The sequence below is a fragment of the Paraburkholderia phytofirmans genome, from assembly GCF_046028095.1.
Lineage (GTDB): Bacteria > Pseudomonadota > Gammaproteobacteria > Burkholderiales > Burkholderiaceae > Paraburkholderia > Paraburkholderia phytofirmans_A.
Map to the genome: position 1 here is coordinate 292,309 of NZ_JAQQDJ010000011.1, position 16,723 is coordinate 309,031.

Annotated in this window: 16 protein-coding genes; all 16 read right to left on the reverse strand. The window is 65.7% G+C overall.

All coding sequences use genetic code 11. From position 1 onward, the window contains the following. Positions 1-9 precede the first annotated feature (9 nt). Positions 10-813 (reverse strand): SDR family oxidoreductase, encoded by an 804-nt coding sequence (locus PQR54_RS28380; protein ID WP_408251510.1) that lies wholly within the window; start codon positions 811-813, stop codon positions 10-12. Beyond that, a complete protein-coding gene (locus PQR54_RS28385) occupies positions 810-2,003 on the reverse strand; it encodes an acyl-CoA dehydrogenase family protein (RefSeq protein ID WP_408251512.1) in 1,194 nt (397 codons plus the stop codon). Before PQR54_RS28385 ends, PQR54_RS28380 begins: the two co-directional genes overlap by 4 nt. Then, positions 2,003-3,235: an acyl-CoA dehydrogenase family protein gene (locus PQR54_RS28390; RefSeq protein ID WP_408251514.1), complete on the reverse strand. Its 1,233-nt coding sequence runs from the start codon at positions 3,233-3,235 to the stop codon at positions 2,003-2,005. The genes PQR54_RS28385 and PQR54_RS28390 overlap by 1 nt, the downstream gene beginning before the upstream one ends. 4 nt (positions 3,236-3,239) lie before the next feature. Continuing rightward, positions 3,240-4,115, reverse strand: coding sequence for an SDR family oxidoreductase (locus PQR54_RS28395; protein WP_408251516.1), 876 nt, complete (start codon positions 4,113-4,115; stop codon positions 3,240-3,242). 27 nt (positions 4,116-4,142) lie between these two features. Continuing rightward, entirely contained in the window at positions 4,143-5,294 is a 1,152-nt protein-coding gene (locus PQR54_RS28400) for an acetyl-CoA C-acetyltransferase (RefSeq protein ID WP_408251518.1), read from the reverse strand. After that, positions 5,291-6,355: an acyl-CoA dehydrogenase family protein gene (locus tag PQR54_RS28405; RefSeq protein ID WP_408251520.1), complete on the reverse strand. Its 1,065-nt coding sequence runs from the start codon at positions 6,353-6,355 to the stop codon at positions 5,291-5,293. Before PQR54_RS28405 ends, PQR54_RS28400 begins: the two co-directional genes overlap by 4 nt. 87 nt (positions 6,356-6,442) lie before the next feature. Next, positions 6,443-7,624, reverse strand: coding sequence for an acyl-CoA dehydrogenase family protein (locus PQR54_RS28410; RefSeq protein ID WP_408251522.1), 1,182 nt, complete (start codon positions 7,622-7,624; stop codon positions 6,443-6,445). Beyond that, positions 7,621-8,430: an enoyl-CoA hydratase family protein gene (locus tag PQR54_RS28415; RefSeq protein ID WP_408251524.1), complete on the reverse strand. Its 810-nt coding sequence runs from the start codon at positions 8,428-8,430 to the stop codon at positions 7,621-7,623. The genes PQR54_RS28410 and PQR54_RS28415 overlap by 4 nt, the downstream gene beginning before the upstream one ends. Before the next feature lie 43 nt (positions 8,431-8,473). Next, positions 8,474-9,556 (reverse strand): NAD(P)H-dependent flavin oxidoreductase, encoded by a 1,083-nt coding sequence (locus PQR54_RS28420; protein ID WP_408251526.1) that lies wholly within the window; start codon positions 9,554-9,556, stop codon positions 8,474-8,476. Next, positions 9,553-10,470: an enoyl-CoA hydratase gene (locus PQR54_RS28425; RefSeq protein WP_408251528.1), complete on the reverse strand. Its 918-nt coding sequence runs from the start codon at positions 10,468-10,470 to the stop codon at positions 9,553-9,555. The genes PQR54_RS28420 and PQR54_RS28425 overlap by 4 nt, the downstream gene beginning before the upstream one ends. An 8-nt stretch (positions 10,471-10,478) precedes the next feature. After that, the gene (locus tag PQR54_RS28430; RefSeq protein ID WP_408251530.1) at positions 10,479-11,276 is read right to left on the reverse strand and encodes a CoA-transferase subunit beta; all 798 of its coding nucleotides are present in this window, start codon (positions 11,274-11,276) and stop codon (positions 10,479-10,481) included. Positions 11,277-11,286: 10 nt separating this feature from the next. Beyond that, positions 11,287-12,171: a CoA transferase subunit A gene (locus PQR54_RS28435; protein WP_408251532.1), complete on the reverse strand. Its 885-nt coding sequence runs from the start codon at positions 12,169-12,171 to the stop codon at positions 11,287-11,289. A 6-nt stretch (positions 12,172-12,177) separates the two neighbouring features. Then, on the reverse strand, positions 12,178-13,074 hold the full coding sequence (locus tag PQR54_RS28440; protein WP_408251534.1) for a VOC family protein: 897 nt from the start codon (positions 13,072-13,074) through the stop codon (positions 12,178-12,180). Positions 13,075-13,150: 76 nt separating this feature from the next. Beyond that, positions 13,151-14,788 (reverse strand): FadD3 family acyl-CoA ligase, encoded by a 1,638-nt coding sequence (locus PQR54_RS28445; RefSeq protein ID WP_408251536.1) that lies wholly within the window; start codon positions 14,786-14,788, stop codon positions 13,151-13,153. A 72-nt stretch (positions 14,789-14,860) separates the two neighbouring features. Next, entirely contained in the window at positions 14,861-15,937 is a 1,077-nt protein-coding gene (locus PQR54_RS28450; RefSeq protein WP_408251538.1) for a 2Fe-2S iron-sulfur cluster-binding protein, read from the reverse strand. A gap of 11 nt (positions 15,938-15,948) precedes the next feature. Continuing rightward, the gene (locus PQR54_RS28455) at positions 15,949-16,713 is read right to left on the reverse strand and encodes a glucose 1-dehydrogenase (protein WP_408251540.1); all 765 of its coding nucleotides are present in this window, start codon (positions 16,711-16,713) and stop codon (positions 15,949-15,951) included. Positions 16,714-16,723: the final 10 nt, after the last annotated feature.

Sequence of the window (16,723 nt, forward strand, 5' to 3'; positions counted from 1 at the left end):
CGCACTCCATCACGCATGCTGACTGCTGACCGACAGCACTTCGCCGGTCATATACGACGCGTAGTCGCTTGCCAGAAAGACCATCACGTTCGCCACCTCCCACACTTCGGCGGCGCGTCCGAATGCTTCGCGCGACGCCAGTTGATCGAGCAGATCGGCCGAAGCCGACTTCTTCAGAAAATCGTGCAGCGCGATACTCGGCGCCACGGCGTTGATGCGTACGCCGTAAGGCGCGGCTTCCAGCGCGGCACAGCGCGTGAGCGCCATCACACCGGCTTTCGCCGCGGCGTAGTGCGCCTGTTCCGCCTGCGCGCGCCAGCCGAGCACCGACGCGTTGTTGACGATCACGCCATGCCCGCGTTGCTGCATGTGCGGCAACATTGCCCGCGTCATGCGGAAGGTGCCGGTGAGGCTAATGTCGATCACGCGCGACCATTCCGCATCGTCCATTTCGACGATGCGACGCGCGCCGCCCAGTCCGGCGTTGTTGATCAGCACATCGACGCCTTGCAGTTTTTCCTCGGCGTCGGCCACCAGCGCGCGCACGTCGTCTTCCACCGAAACATTGCAGAGGCGCCCGTAGATCGCCTGCAAGCCGGTTTCAGCGCGCAACGTTTCGACCGCCTGCGAAAGCCGTCTCTCGTGGATGTCGGAGATAAAGAGCGCGCGGCAGCCTTCTTCCGCGCAACGCTTTGCGGCGGCAAAACCGATCCCCACGCCCGCCGCGGCGGTAATCAGCACGGACTTGCCCGCCAGCAACCGATGGCCGGGCACATACGCGGGCGCGCTGCGCACCGTTTGAGACTCGTTCATAGCGTTCCTCTGGGTTCCTTCGGCATGCCGAGCCCGCGCTCGGCCATGATGTTGAGCTGGATTTCGTTGGTGCCCGCGTAGATCGTGTCGGCGCGCGAGAACAGGAATACGCCTTGTAGACGGGTGCGTTTCTCATCGTCGGCGGCGATCAGGTTGGCATCGAGTCCAAGCACGTCCATCGCGAGCTGGCCCAGCTCGCGATGCCAGTTCGACCAGTAATACTTGTAGATCAGCGCCTCGCGGCCCAATGCGCCGCCGGACGATTCGTCGGCGCCGGCCAGCATGCGCAGCGCGTTGTAGCGCATCACGCGCAAGCCGGCCCACGCGCGTGCAATGCGTTGCCGGATCACCGCGTCGCGCGCGACGCCCGCTTCGTGAGCGGCGTCGATCACCCATTCGAGTTCGCGGATGAACTGCATCTGCTGGCCGAGCGTGGACATGCCCCGTTCGAAGCCGAGCAAGGTCATCGCAATGCGCCAGCCGTCGCCCGCCGCGCCGACGAGGTCATTAGCGGCGGCGAGCGCGCCGTCGAAGAACACCTCGTTGAATTCGGCGCCGCCGTTCATCTGCCTGATCGGACGAATCTCGATGCCGGGTTGATCGAGCGGCAAAAGCAGGAACGAGAGTCCCCGATTGCCGCGCGACTCCGGATCAGTCCGCGCGACGACGAAGATCCAGTCGGAGTCGTGCGCGAGCGACGTCCACACTTTCTGTCCATGCACGCGCCAGTTGCCCTGGTCGTCGCGGACAGCGCGCGTGCGGATATTGGCGAGGTCGGAGCCCGCGCCCGGTTCCGAATAGCCCTGACACCAGAACTGCGTGCCGTCGAGGATGCCGGGCAGGAAGCGCTTGCGCTGAGCTTCGGTGCCGCATGCGATCAGGGTCGGTCCCAGCAAGCCTTCGCCGATATGACCCATTCGGCCCGGACCGCCGGCGCGTGCATATTCCTCGTGGAAGATCACCTGCTCGGCCACCGTGAAGCCGCGGCCACCTTCGCCGGCGGGCCAGCCGAGGCCGGTCCAGCCTGCCGCAGCGAGTTCGCGCTCCCATTGTTTGCGCAGCGCCGGATAAGCTTCCTCGTCGCCGGGACCGCCACGGTACTTGAGGCAGGCGAACTCGCCGCTCAGATGCGTGCGCATCCAGTCGGCGACTTCGACGCGCAAGCGCTGATATTGCGTTTCGCTGTTCATCACAGGACTCCCGCGAGCACGTTTTGCGCGTGATCGGCACGCGCGAGCGCCGCCGTGTTCGACGCCCGCTCGTCGCGAGCCATTACGTGTTGCGCGATGAACGACAGCATCTGCGAGGTCGTGCCGAACATCGCGCCCGCCGCGTGCGCCCGCTTGAAATACAGTTGCGGGTCGTATTCCCAGGTGAAGCCCACGCCGCCGTGCAGTTGGATCGCTTCCTGCGCGCAGAAACGGAAAGCGTCGTTGGCGGCGGCTTTTGCGGCGGCGATGTCGGCGAGCGTGTCATCAACGTCGACTGCAGCGGCAGCAGCGCGATCCCACGCCTGCGCCGCGCCGAGCACCATCGAGCGGCTTGCCTCGATCTCGACCATCATCTGCGCGCAGCGGTGTTTGACGGCCTGGAACGAGGCGATTGTGCGGCCGAATTGCACGCGATCGGCCGTGTAGGCAAGCGTTAGGTCGAGGCATTGCTGCGCGCCGCCCACCTGCTCGGCAGCGAGCGCCAGCGCGGCAAACCAGGCGGTACGCGAAAGCGTGCGCTCAACTCGAGGGCCACGCGCGAGCAATGCCGAGCGCGGCACCTCGACGGCATGCAGATCGAGCCGCGCCAACGGACGCGTTGCGTCGAGCGTAACGAGCGGCGTGCGCGTCAGACCCGCGATATCCACGCCCTGCAACTCGAATAGCGCGAGCGCCTGCGCTTCATTCGCGATGCGGGCCGGCACAAGCAGAAGCTCCGCGCTCACGCCGTCCACTACCTGAGCCAACGTGCCCGACAACCGATAGCCACTAGCAGTTTCTTCGGCCAACACTGGTACGCTCCGTGCGTCGGCGAAATCGAAACTCGCGGAAAGCGGCAGCGCCAGCGTCGCATTTGATTCACCACTCGCGATTCGCGCGAGCCGCTCGCGGGCCGCATCGGTGTCGCAGTGCGCGAGCGCCGTCGCCGCGAGGCAGACCGTGCCGAAGTAAGGCACGCAGGCAAGACGCCGGCCCATCTGCTCCATCATCAGCACCAGCTCGGTCGCGCCCAGACCCGCGCCACCCGATGCTTCCGGCACGGTCAGCGCGCACCAGCCGAGCTCACCCGCGAGCGTGCGCCATAACGCATCGTCGCGACCGGCGCAGTGTTCGATCGCGTGCCGCACGGCCGCCGACGTGCTGCGCTCGGCCAGCACCTCGGCCGCCGCGTCGCGGATCATGATCTGTTCTTCGGAGAGAGCGAGGTTCATCGCATCAGCTTCCGTAGACGCGTTGCGCCGGCTCGCGCTGCGCGATCAGCGCGGCGACCGCGCCGCCGATCTCGGCGACGTTCCAGCGCGCGCCATGATCGATTCGCGGCCCCGTGCGCCAGCCTTCGGCGACCGCGATCATGCCACCTGCGGCCTCGAACACCTGGCCGGTGACATCGCGTGAATGTTCGCTGCCGAGCCACACCACGAGCGGCGCCACGTTGGCTGGATCGAAATAGTCGAAACCGTCGGCGGGCTTTTTCATCACGTCGGCGAACACGCCCTCGGTCATCGAGGTGCGCGCGGCGGGCGCCAGCGCATTCACGCGAATGCCGTACCGCTGCAGCTCGGCGGCCTGCATCAACGTGAGCGCCGCGATGGCCGCTTTCGCCGCGCCATAGTTCGCCTGGCCGATCGAGCCTTGCAGACCCGCGCCGGAACTGGTGTTGATAATGCGAGCATCCACGGCGGCGCCCGCCTTCGACGCCTCGCGCCATTCACGCGCGAGCAATTGCGCGAGACAGAAGTGACCACGCAGATGCACGCGCATCACGTCGTCCCAATCGTCTTCGGTCATGCTGGCGAACATCCGGTCACGGCAGATGCCCGCGTTGTTCACCAGCACGTGAACCTCGCCGAACGCCTCATGCGCGGCATCGACGATGCGTTGCGCGGTGTCGATGCGCGTGATGTCGTCCGCGTTGCCGAGCGCCCGCCCGCCGGCCCGCGCGATCTCGTCGCACACGGCTTGCGCGGCGTCGCGGCGAATGTCGTTGACCACCACCGCCGCGCCTTCGGCGGCGTACGTCAATGCATATTCGCGGCCCAGCCCGCCTCCCGCGCCGGTGATGATCACCGTGCGGCCATTGCAGATTCCCATGCTTGATCCTCGTAGACAGTGATGCGCTTACAGGCGCTCGATGATCGTGACGTTGGCGAGACCGCCGCCCTCGCACATCGTCTGCAGGCCGTAGCGGCCTTGCGTGCGCTCGAGTTCGTGCAGCAGGCTGGTCATTAGCCGCGCGCCGGTGGCGCCGAGCGGATGGCCGAGCGCGATCGCGCCGCCGTTCGGATTGGTGCGTGCGTGCGGATAGCGCGTTTCGGCAAGCCACGCCAATGCGACCGACGCGAACGCCTCGTTGAGTTCGACGACGTCGATGTCATCGAGCGTCAGGCCGGCTTTGCGCAACGCGTGACGCGTCGCGGGAATCGGCGCGGTGAGCATCCACAGCGGATCGTCGCCGAGCACGCTCAGATGATGGATGCGCGCACGCGGCGTGAGGCCGTAGCGTTTGAGCGCATCTTCGGAGACGATCAGCAAGGCCGCTGCCGCGTCGCAGGTCTGACTGGAGACAGCGGCTGTCAGCGCGCCGCCCGGCATCAACGGTTCGAGCGACGCCATCTTCGCGAGCGTGGTGTCCGTGCGCGGCGTTTCATCGTGTACAACGCCCGCGAACGGCACGATCTCGCGCGCGAAGTAGCCGCTTTCGATCGCAGCCAGCGCGCGCCGGTGACTTTCGAGCGCGTACTGTTCCATCGTCTCGCGCGACAGATTCCAGTGATCCGCAATCCGCTGCGCCGCGTGAAACTGCGAGACCGGCGCGTCGCCGAAACGCGCGCGCCAACCGATGCTGCCGGAAAACGGATCGGTGAAACCGAGCGGCACGGCCGCCGTCATCGCCGATGAAATCGGAATCTGCGTCATGGTCTGCACGCCGCCCGCGACCACCACGTCCTGAGTGCCGCTCATCACCGCCTGAGCGGCGAAATGCACAGCCTGTTGCGATGAACCGCACTGACGGTCCACGGTCACGCCGGGCACCGTCAGCGGCAAACCCGCGGCGAGCCAGCAGGTGCGAGCGATATTGCCCGCCAGCGGGCCGATCGTATCGACGCAGCCGAACACCACGTCGTCGTACTCTTCTGCGGGAATCGGGTTGCGCGAGACCAGTTCCTTCAACACGAAGCCGCCCAGGTCCGCTGCGTGCACCTGCGCGAGTCCGCCTTTGCGGCGGCCGGTCGGCGTACGCAGCGCGTCGACGATATAAGCCTGTTTCATCGGGACTCCAGTTCAAAAGTATGGGCCGGGCCGATCGGCACGCGCGCATCGATCAGCGCTGCCGCGACGCGGGCCTTGTGAAACGTCGTGTCGCCCCAACTGTTCACGAGCGCCCAGATGCGTTTCATGAAAATCTGCAGATCGAGTTCCCACGTGTAGCCGATCGCGCCGTGCACCTGCATCGCGTGGCGCGCGGCGAGTTGCGCCGCGGCGGTGGCGGCGAGCCTGGCGTGCGAGACGTACAGCGCGCGTTGCGGATCGTTGTCGGCGATCGCGCACGCGGCGCGATGCACCACGGGCCGCGCGAATTCATAGCGGATCGCGACATCGGCGAGCAGATGCTTGAGCGCCTGATACGAGCCGATCGGTTTGCCGAACTGCTTGCGCTGCGCGCTGTAGTCGATCGCCATGTCCAGCACGCGCTGTGTCAGACCGAGCAATTGCGCGGCGACGGCGAATGCGCCGCGATCCAGCGCGCCCGCAAGAATCGGCGCCGCTTCGTCGCGCGATGCCACGCGCGTGTCCGACGAAGATTGCCAATCGACTTCGAACAGACGCCGCGACGGATCGACGCTTTCGACCGCATTCAGCCGGCACGCGTGCGGCGTGAGCCAGTGCAACTCGCCATCGCGCTCGGCCAGCAAAACCTGGGCAACATGCGCGTCGCTGACATACGGGTTCACCGGATGCGCGATCGACACGCGCGCCGAGCCCGCCGCGATGTCGCGCAACAACGCGTCGCGCCGCCCGCTCGCGGGCAGCGCTTCGAGCATGCCCACGGCCACCAGCGCGGTATCGAGCAACGGCTCGGGAGCGGCGAAGTAGCCGTAGGTCTGTGCAAGCAACGCCCACTCCACTTCACCGAGACCCATGCCGTCGTGAGTTTCCGGCACCGAGAGCGCCGTCAGTCCTTGCGCGGCGAACAGGTCCCAGATGCTGTCCGAGCGCCCTGTCGGCGTGTTCCACAACTCGCGGATCAGCTCGGGCGTCATCTCCGTCATGAGAAAACGCCTGACGCTGCTGACCAGCGCTTCCTGATCCTCGTTGAATACGAAATCCATAGTTCCTCGCTCAATCCTTTAAGCGTCTGAATGCGGGCTCGATGCGGCGTGCCGCATCTGCAACGCACGCGGCAACCAGCGCGGCTTTCACGAGCGCGGCATCCCCAGCATCCGTTCCGCGACGATGTTGCGCTGGATCTCATTGGTGCCCGCATAGATCGGCCCGGCCTGCGCGAACAGAAAACCGTCGAGCCAGTTACCGAGCGTGGCGTGCTGTTCGTGAGTACGCGGCACCACTTCGCCGCGCGCGCCGAGAATGTCGAGTGCGGTCTGATGCATGCGCAAATCGAGTTCTGACCAGAACACCTTGTTGGTGCTCGACTCCGCGCCGATATGGCCGCCCTTCTGCAAGCGGCTGGCGGTCGCGTAGGTCGAGAGCGCGTAGGCTTGCGCGTCCATCCATGCGTCGATCACGCGCTCGCGCAGAGTCGGATCGCGATCGGCCTGCGCGCGATGCGCCAGATAGAGCTCGCGCAACGCTTCGGCGGTGCGCTGAAAGCGTGCCGGCGAACGCAGCATCAAGCCGCGCTCAAAACCGGCCGTCGCCATCGCGACCTGCCAGCCCATGCCTTCGCCGGCGAGACGGTGATCGAGCGGCACGCGCACGTCGTCGAAGAAAATCTCCGCGAAGCCAGTGTGGCCGTTCAACTGGCGGATCGGCCGCACGGTGATGCCGGGGGTGTTCAGCGGCACCATCAGGAAAGTCAGGCCGTGGTGCCGCGTGGATTGCGGATCGCTGCGAAACAGGCCGAACAGCCAGTCGGCCCAGACCGCGCGCGTCGACCAGATTTTCTGGCCGTTGAGGATGTACTCGCCGCCCGTGCCGCCGTCACTGCGAGTCGCGCTCGCGCGGATCGCGGCCATGTCCGAGCCCGCGTTCGGCTCGGACCAGCCTTGCGCCCACACGTGTTCGCCGGCCGCCATCGCGGGCAGAAAGCGGGCCTTTTGCTCGTCAGTGCCGAAGTCCATCAAGGTCGGCCCGAGCAGGAAGATGCCGTTCTGATTCACCCGCATCGGCGCGTCGGCGCGCCAGTATTCTTCTTCGAAGATCAGCCACTCGATCAGATCGCAACCGCGTCCGCCCAACTCGCGCGGCCACGTCACCATGCTCCAGCGGCCCGAATGCAGCGTACGCTCCCATGCGCGATGCGCGGCGAAGCCCGCTTCGGTATCGAAGCTCGGCAGCGGTTCGCGCGGCACATGCTCGGCGAGCCAGCCGCGAATCTCGGCGCGAAAGGCGCGCTGCGCCGGCGTGTAGTCGAGCTTCATGCGCGCGCTCCGGCCGGGCGTTGGGCGGCGTCGAATTGCGCGTCGCGTTTTTCGACGAACGCCGAGCGTGCTTCGGCCGAATCGTTCGTCATGTAGGCCTGCAACGTGAAGCCCTGTTCCCAGCGGTATTTGTCTTCAAGGTCACCGTCCTCGACGCCGTTCAGCGCTTCTTTGGCGAGTTGCAGCATCGCGGGACTTTTCGCCGCGATCTTGCGGGCTAGCTCCAACGCCGCGTCACGCAACTGTTCGCGCGGCACGACGCGTTCGACTGCGCCGAGGCGATAAGCTTCAGCGGCATCGACCATCTCGCCGGTGAAATACATCGCGCGCACTTTCTGTACGCCGAACATGCGCTGCAAATGCGCACCGCCGCCCATCGCGCCGCGGTCGATTTCGGGCACGCCGAAGCGCGCGCACTCCGACGCGACGATCACGTCCGCCGCGCCGCAGATGCCGATTCCGCCGCCCAGCACGAAGCCGTGCACCGCGACGATCACCGGCTTCGGATTGCGGTGCACCGCGCGAAAGGTCGCATAGTTGCCGGCGTTGACCGCGACGATCCGCTCCGGATGCGCGGCCAGTTCCTTGATATCGACACCCGCGCAAAAGCCGCGCCCCGCACCGCGCAACACGATCACGTGCACGCTGTCGTCGCGGCCGAGCGCGTCGATCGCGTCGGCGAGCGCCTGCCAGCCTTGCGAGTCGAGGGCATTGACCGGCGGCTGATCGATCACCAGCTCGCCGATGCCGCCTTCGCGTTCGATCCTGAACGGCAGCGAGCGGACGCTGTCGAGGGCTTGTGTCATGGTCTGTCGTCCCTGATGAATGGTGTGGATGTGCTTGGGCGGTTCAGGCGTGAACCGGGATGCCGCGCATGGCGGCGAGCGCGTCGAGTCGCGCCACCGCTTCGTCGACGATGCGGGCAATCACGCTTTCGCACGATTCGAGCGCGCCGATCACCGCGGCCACCTGGCCGCTGGGCAACACGCCTTCGTCGGGCGCGCCGTCGACGATCGCGCGCTGGATCAGAAACGGCGCGTTGGCCGCCATCAGCGTCTGGCTCGCGGTGTAGTTGTGGTCGCGTAACGCCTTGAGTCCGAGCGACGCCATTTGCGCGAAACTCATGCCGCTCTGGCGGCGCCATGCTTCGGCCGTCTTCAAGGCGAACAGCGTGCGGCGCAATGGACCGAAGGCTTCGAGCCGCATTAGGTACGGGTTGTCGATCATGCGTTGCGGCAGGCCGTCGAGCGCGGCCGACACGCGAATGTGCGACGGGTCATTCACCGCGACGTAACGTTCGAGCGTCGCGCGCGGCACGGGCGATTCTTCGGTCATCAGAAAGCGTGTGCCCATTGCGATACCGGATGCGCCGTAGCCGAGCGCGGCAGCGAGACCGCGTCCGTCGAAGAAACCGCCTGCGGCGATCACCGGTACGTTCACCGCATCGAGCACGCGCGGCAGCAGCAGCGTGGTCGGCATCGAACCGGTGTGGCCGCCGCCTTCCGCGCCCTGCACCGTGACCGCGTCGGCGCCGAGTTCGACCGCTTTTTGCGCATGCTTCGGCGCGCCGACGGTGGGAATGCACATCACGCCCGCGTCCTTGAAGCGGCGGATCGTTTTCGCGTCGGGGCCGCGGCCGTAACTCACGGCGCGCAGCTTGTGGCGAATCGCCAGATCGACGACCTGCGCCGCGTTCGGCTGGAACATATGGAAGTTGATCCCGAAGGGCTGGTCCGTCAGTTCCTTCACCCGGAGAATCTCAGCTTCCACGCGGTCGGCTTCGAGCGTCGCGCCGGCGAGAAAACCGAAGCCGCCCGCATTGCAGGTGGCGGCCACGAGCCGCGCGTCGGCGACCCAACCCATCGCCGTTTGCACGACCGGATAGCGGCAGCCGAGCAGATCGCACAGCGGCGTATGCAGGGCCGCGCTCATGCGGCTTCTCCATTTGCCGTGACATCCGCAGCGTTGGCGGGCGTTGCACGTTGCGAGTCGGCCATCTTGCGGGCGTCGTAGCCACCGAGCTTGTCGCCGCTGATCAGTTCATTGTGCGCATGGGCAAAGTGATGCCATGCGAACGCGGCATCCATTGCGGCGCGCTTGCCTTGCAGTTCTTCGACGTGATTCACCGCCTGTTTGGTGAGCGCCAAGCCGAGCCTCGGCATGCGTGCGATCTTCGCGGCGATCTCCGTGACGGTGTCCTGCAAGCGCTCACGCGCCACGACGCGGTTCACCATACCCATCTGATAGGCGCGCGCCGCATCCATCCGCTCGCCGAGAAACAGAAACTCCTTGGCGATGCGCGGATTCAGTTCATACGCATGCGCAAAATATTCGACGCCGGGAATGCCCATGCGTACGACCGGATCGGAGAAGAAGGCATCATCCGATGCGACGATCAGATCGCACACCCACGCCAGCATCAACCCACCGGCCACGCACGCGCCCTGCACCATCGCGATGGTCGGCTTGGGCAGATCGCGCCAGCGGCGGCACATGCCGAGATAGACCTCCTGCTCACGGGCGTAGAGAAACTCGCCGCCTTCCTTGCCGACGTGGTCGTACCAGAGCGATTCCCGCTCGAACGATTGATCGATGTCGCGGCCCGGCGTACCGATGTCATGGCCCGCCGAAAAATGCTTGCCCGCACCGGCGAGCACGATGACTTTTACCGCGTCGTCGTTCGATGCGCGTTTGAACGCCGCGTCGAGCGCGTAAGTCATCTTCGAGTTCTGCGCGTTGTGGTACTCGGGGCGATTCATGGTAATGGTCGCAATGCCGTCGGTCACGCGATACTCGACGACCCGCTCTTCGGCTTTCGTTTCCGCCGTGGATGTCTGGTTCGACATGACGTCCCTCACGCGCGACGCGGCGCCGGGTTGTTGCGCACGACGCTCGCGCGCAGGTTGTGCGGATCGAGCGCGCGTACGATGCGCAGATCGCTCTCGGCCGGCGGCGGCGTTACATGCATGTCGGGATGCGCGAGCAGCGGAAAGCCGGTGACGTCCTGCACTTCGTCGAAGCTCACGCCGGGATGCAACGAGCGCACCCGTACCGCATGTTCTGGGCCGCCGAAGTCCATCACGCACAGATCGGTGATAACGCTGCGCAGATCCGTGAATGCACGCATGCCTGGAATCTCGCGGGCCGGGTTGTAGCCCACGCTGCACACCATATCCACTTCGCCGGCTACGAACGTCCGCTTGCCATGCCCGCTCACGAAAAACGAATTCGCGTGATTGATGCTGTTGCCCGGAAAACCGCGCGCGCCGAGCAGTTGTGTTTTCGGCTTCGAATAGTCGTCGCCGAGCCACGAAATGTTGGCCTGGCCGAAGCGGTCGATCTGCGTGGGCATGACGAGTGCATGCCGTTTGCCATGCCACACGCAATCGAACACGCGCTCGTAGGTCATCAGGCCCGATGCTTCGACGCGATAGCCTGCTTCGCGCGGCCCGAGCGGCACCGGGCTTTCGACCAGATAGGCTTCGCCATCGGTGAGCATCAAACCGGCGTTGTACGCAAGGCGTGCAAGACCCGCGGCAAGCCGCGGTCCGGTGCCGATGCCGGTCGCCAGCACTTCGCCGTCGTCGCGCCAGACGCGCGCCGCGGCGGTGATCATGAGTTCGGCGAGAGAATAATCGAGAGAGTCGCTCATCTGCGCTCCATTACACAATCGGCAACGGCAACGCCGCCACATGGGACCGGCCGCCCGCGCGCTGCAGGTAGCCGGCTTCGTCGGTGCCTACCGTGTCGTGCACATAAGCCGCTGTTTGCGCTTCGCCCTCGGCGCTCGCGCAATACGTCTTCAGATGCGGCAGATCCCAGCCATAAGCCGGCGCGCACGAGGTCGGATGCGCGCCGCACGGCGCATGCACCACGCCGGTTACAAGCGAACGTTCGAAGGTGTTACGGCGCGCGAGGTCGAGGTCACTGCTCGCGAGCGAATCGACGACCGTCTCGCTGCTGACGAAGCACTTCGCCGCCGCTCGAGCGAACCAGGCATCGAAGAAAGGATCGGGGCCGTCGATGCGCGTATTGCCCATCCGGTCCGCCGCGTTCACATGGAGCAGCGCGGCGTCGAGTTCGATGGCGGGCATCGCGAGCAGCATCTCGCCGCCGTACGGCGATTCGACCGTTCGCAGATGCGGCGCATGCTTGAGCAGATCGGTGCCGAGGCCGACTCGCGTGGGCAGAAACGGCAAGCGCGCGGCGGCGGCACGCAGGCCGAGTTGCAACATGCCTTCGTCGAGCTCCCACACATCGAGCGCGCCGGATTCGCGCGTCCGGCGAAAATGCGGCTCGAGCGGAATCACATCGAGCGAGACAAAGCCGAACACCACCTTGCGTACTTTGCCCGACGCGCACAGCAGGCCAACGTCCGGGCCGCCATACGCGACCACCGTGAGGTCCTTCAGATCGGAGCGGACGATTTCGCGCACCAGCGCCATTGGCTTGCGCCGCGGACCCCAGCCGCCTATGCCGATCGTCATGCCGTCCGCGAGTTGCGCGACCACGTCGCGCGCGCTGAGTTGTTTGTCGAGTGTTTTCATATCGGCCTAGCGAAATCCCACGCTGAAGTCATGTCCCCACAGGCTCACGCGCGTCGCTTCATAGACGCTGTGCTCTGCCCAGTCGACGGTCAGTCCGCCATAGCCGTATTCCAGATCGAAACCGCCCGGCGTCTTCATGTAGAACGAGACCATGTGGTCGTTGCAATGGCGGCCGAGCGTGGCGGAGAGCTTCACGCCTTGCGCCGCGACGCGGTCGAGCGCGCGGCCCACTTCGTCCATCGAGTCGACTTCGGCCATCACGTGAATGCAGCCGGACGGCACCGCCAGATCCATGATCGCGAGGCTGTGGTGACGCGCGTTCTTGCAGTGCAGGAAGTGGATGCGCTTTTCCGGCTCGGCGGGGTCGTCGGTAAAGCGGACGCGGAAGATGTCGGACAGCTCGAAGCCCAGCACGTTGCGCAGGAAAGCATCGGTGGCGTCGAAGTGCGGCGCGGGCAGCACCGCGTGGCCGAGGCCCATGGCGCCGGTCACGAAACCGGGCACGCCGAGCGGCGAAGCGAAGCGGCGGAAATCGGCGCGCACGCCCCAGAAAAACTCGTGCCGGTTGCCGGACGGATCGACGCACCACGCCATCGCCTGCACACGGCGCAGTGTCGCTTCATCGGCGCTCGCGCGGACCGCCTCGACACCGTTCGATTCGAGCGTGCGAATCGCGTGATCGAACGCGGCAGCGTCGGCCAGTTCCCAGCCCGACGCGAAGTAGCGATCGGTGTCGCCGGGCACGATCAGGTAGCGGAAATCGCGCTCGTCCATCTTCAGATACAGCGCGCCATTCGTTGCTTCCTGCGCCTGCATGCCCAGCACGTTTTCGGCGTAATCGCGCCATGTGTCGACCTTGGCCGACTGCACGACGACGTAGCCTAAAGCCCGCACATCGATCATCTCCGACTCCTCCAGAAGCTGTTGTTGTCAGGCTTATTCTGGCGGTGCGCAGCGTGTGCAACATCGTCTGTTGGGACTAGCTCGCGGCGGTGTTTTCAGCGGTTTTTTCGCTGCCAGCGACGGTGCTTGCGGCACCCTCCCGCAGGCGGTACTTGAGCACCTTGCCGGCCGCGTTGACAGGCAACTGATCGACCAGCGTGAGATAGCGCGGCACCTTGTAATTCGCCATGTTCTGGCGAGCCCACTCGGTCAGTTCCTCGACGCTCGCGTGCTCGCCCGAGCGCAACACGATATACGCATGCCCCACTTCGCCGAGCCGCGCGTCGGGCACGCCGACCAGCGCTACCTGCGCGATCGACGGATGCCCGCTGAAAAGCCGTTCGATCTCCGCCGGATAGCAATTGAAGCCGCCGACGATGAACATGTCCTTGATGCGATCCGTGATGCGCAGATAGCCGCGTTCGTCGAGCGTGCCGAGATCGCCGGTGTGCAGCCAGCCGTCGGCGTCGATCGTGTCGAGCGACGTTTCCGGCTGACCGAAGTAGCCTTGCATCACGTTGTAGCCGCGAATCAGCACTTCGCCGGTTTGGCCCGGCGCGAGCGCGCTTCCGTCGCTGTCGGCGATACGTATTTCGACACCCGGCATCGCGCGGCCCGAGGTGTGCGCGACGGTTTCGCCGTCGTCGCCACGCCGGCACAGCGCGGCGAAGCCACACGATTCCGTCAGACCGTAGCCGGTCAGCACCGTCTCGAAGCCGAGTTGCGCGCGCATTCGTTCGATGAGACTCGGCGCGATCGCCGCGGCCCCCGTCACCGCCACGCGCAGCGAGGACAGATCGCGCTCAGCGAGACCCGGCATGTCGAGCAACGCGTGATACAGCGTCGGCGGCCCTGGCAACACGGAGACGCGGTCGCGCACGATGCGTTCGAGCACGCGCTCCGGGTTGAACACCAGATGCGGCAGCACCGTCGCGCCGCTCGCCAGCGCCGCAAGCCAGCCGGCCTTGTAGCCGAACGCATGGAAGAACGGATTGACGATCAGGTAGCGGTCGGCCTCGCGTAGCGTCGCGATTTGGGCCCAATCATGAACCGCGCGCAAATTCTGGCCGTGCGTGGTCATGACGCCTTTCGGGCGGCCCGTCGTGCCGGACGTGAACATGATGTCCATCAACGTGTCAGGGCGCACTTGCGCTTCACGGCTGCGAAACGTTTCCATCGACGTCCCCGCTGCCCGTAGCAGGAACGCGTCCCACGTTTCGTCGCAACCCTGGGTCGTGCCTGTGGCCGGCAACGCCTCACCGTCGAACACGACAACGCGCTCCAGCGACGCCGAACGATGCGCGGCCAGCATTGCCGGATACGATTCGCCGAGGAAGGTGCCGCAGCAGAACAGCAGCCGCGCGCCGCTGTCCTCGAGAATCGCGCCGGCTTCCAGGCCTTTCATGCGCGTGTTGATCGGCACCAGCGCCGCGCCCGTGCTGTGAATCGCCAGTGCCGCCACGATCCACAGCGCGACGTTCGGCGCCCAGATCGCGACGCGCTCGCCCGTCTCGATGCCGCAACCGATCAACGCCCGCGCCGCCGTGATCCGCGCGGCGTCGAGTTGCGCGTAGCTGAGATTGCCCTGTACCGTTTCGATCGCGATGCGCGTGCCGTAGCGCGCGGCGCCTCGCGCGATCAACGCGGGCGTCGTCAGAATGTGGTTCAGCGTCATGATGAATTCGATGAAGAGGGTTCGCGAGCGTGCGGGACACACGTGAGCCGTGCGTCGCGCACGCTCGCGAACCTAGTCGGGAAAAGCCACACGCAATGTCGCGCTGGCGGGTGTGGCACTGCAGGCGAGCGTCCAGCCCTCGGCGAGGTCTGCCGCGTCGAGCACGTGATTGACGTTCAGCTTCACGCTGCCGTCGACGACCCGGCACATGCAGGCGCCGCATAAACCGTTGCGGCAGGAATTGGGCGCGGGAACATCGGCGCGCAACATGGCGTCCAGCAGGGTTTCGCCGGGTTCGCTCACAACGTGAAAAGTGGCGCCGTCTAGCACGGTTTCGATTTTCGCGGCGGTGGCTTCTGCGGTTTCCGCTTCCGTCCCGATCGATTCCATTGCTGCCGGTGTGGCTTGCGCGGCGGACTTCACCACAGCCGCCGGCAAATCAGGCAAGGAAGCAAACCGCTCCACATGCACTTTCGCGCGCGGCAAGCCCAACGCCAGCATCGCCGCCAACGCGTTCTCCATGAACAACGCCGGTCCGCAGATAAAGCACTCCTGCATGCTCCAAGGCCGCGCCAGTTCTTCCAGATGGCGCTGCTGCGGAATACCCTGCACGCTGTCGAGCCAATGAATCACCCGCAAACGGCCCGCATGCCGCTGCCCGAGTTGCCGCAATTCATCGGCGAAAATCACCGACTGTGCGTCGCGGTTCGCATAGATCAGCGTCAGCGTGCCGCGCCCGTTCACCAGCGCCGACTTCAGGATGGACAGCACCGGCGTGATGCCGCTGCCGCCCGCGAATAGCAGCAGATCGCCGTCGAGCGAGCGCGGCGTGAAAACGCCCGCCGGCGCCATCACGTCCAGTTCGTCGCCGGGCTGGACGCTGTCGCACATCCAGTTCGACGCGCGTCCGTCGCGCACGCGCTTGATGGTGATCTTCGGCGCATGGTCGATACCCGGCGCGCTCGAAAGCGAATAGCAACGCTGCACGGTCGCGTCGGCGCACGGCACCTTGAGCGTGAGGAACTGCCCCGGGCGATAGCTGAACGCATCGCGCAATGGCTGCGGCAGATCGAACACGAAAGAGCGCGCGTCGGCGCTCTCCGCGATCACGTCCGTCACTTTGAGCCGGTGAAAACGCGAATCGGCCATGGCGCGCGAACTCAGGCCACGCCCATGATCAGCTGCGCGTTATCGATCCGATACTCGCTGCCGTTGATAAAGCGCGATTCATCGGATGCAAGGAACAGCACCAGATTCGCGATATCTTCCGGCAAGCACATGCGCGCATGCGGATCGACGGATTGCGTGAGCGCTTCGCGCGTCTCTTCGGCGGCGCCGAAGAACGGCGCGGTCATCGGCGTGAGAATGCCGTCCGGGTGAATGGTGTTGCAACGGACCTTGTAACCCTGTTGCTTGCAATGCGCGGCGATTGCGCGCGTCAGTGCGGTCACCGCGCCCTTGCTGGCCGAATACGCGCAGAACGCGCCGAGCCCACCCAACGCCGCGACCGACGACATATTCACGATCGAGCCGCCCTTCTCCTTCATCGCCTTCACCGCCGCGCGGCAGCCGAGAAAATAGCCTTCGGCGTTGATGCGCAGTACGCGCTGCCATTGTTCGAGCGTGGTGTCCTCGATATTGCCGAGCAACAGCACGGCGGCATTGTTGACCAGCACGTCCGGCGTGCCGAAGCTGCTCTGCGCAGCGCCGAACACATCGTTCCAGCCCGCTTCAGAGGTGATGTCATGACGCACGAAAAGCGCCGCATCGCCGATTTGCGCCGCTACGTCGCGGCCCGCTTCTTCGTTGACGTCGGTCAGCACGACGCGCGCGCCTTCGCGAGCGAACAGCAGCGCATCCTGTTTGCCGACGCCGCTCGCGGCGCCCGTCACGATCGCGATCTTGCCTTTGAGTCTGTCTCCCATCTTCATTCTC